This window comes from Vibrio sp. 10N.222.55.C6 (genome assembly GCF_041473395.1).
Classification (GTDB): Bacteria; Pseudomonadota; Gammaproteobacteria; order Enterobacterales; family Vibrionaceae; genus Vibrio; species Vibrio crassostreae_C.
In genome coordinates this window covers 1-650 of the sequence record NZ_JBFRSD010000122.1, presented here as the reverse complement: position 1 = coordinate 650, position 650 = coordinate 1, and the positions used below count along the sequence as shown (strand labels likewise).

Sequence of the window (650 nt, the reverse complement as noted above, 5' to 3'; positions counted from 1 at the left end):
GACTTACATCTCTAGCCAACTGGGTTACACCAACATCTCGCATTTCTCGAGAGCCTTTAAACGTGTGTCTGGCCTTACGCCGAAGATATACCAACGATCAATCTCGGCTTAGACACCGTTAAGTTCGTTAGTTAAATAGATTACCCAAGCACAATCGGGGCTGGGATGCCTGAACTCGAACTACATACCCTATTTCGACCATTTCCCTTGGCACGATAAAGCGCCCTGTCCGCACTGCGATAGGTCGCTTCAGCTTGCGCCTGTATTTCAGACACACCGCTGCTCACTGTCAGGTTCAATGTAGTCCCTTTGGTAATCACTTCTTTCAATCGATACATGGCTTCAAACGCATCGGCCAAGTTGGTTTCTGGCATTAAGATGGTAAACTCTTCACCACCAACACGAGCCACAATGTCAGTATCACGACTGTTGTTTCTCAATAGTTCTGCGACCTCTTTAAGTGCCGCGTCACCCTGGTCATGGCCGTGATTATCGTTAATGGATTTAAAGTGGTCCAAGTCGATCAGCGCGAGACAAGAATGCGTGTAACCGTAACGCTCCGCGAGGTTTGAGTAGTGGTTTAGATCTTTATCGAAACGGCGTCGGTTCCAACACCCTGTAAGCGAATCTGTTTCCACCAGCATTCTTAA

General features: G+C 47.7%; 2 protein-coding genes. One reads left to right on the top strand and one right to left on the bottom strand.

Annotation, left to right across the window (positions count from 1 at the left end; translation table 11 throughout):
* On the top strand, positions 1–112 hold a 112-nt coding region (locus AB4486_RS22835; RefSeq protein ID WP_372118775.1), incomplete at its 5' end, for an AraC family transcriptional regulator.
* A 28-nt stretch (positions 113–140) separates the two neighbouring features.
* Here AB4486_RS22835 and AB4486_RS22830 read toward each other — a convergent pair.
* The coding region (locus AB4486_RS22830; protein ID WP_372118772.1) for a GGDEF domain-containing protein at positions 141–650 on the bottom strand (510 nt) is incomplete at its 5' end.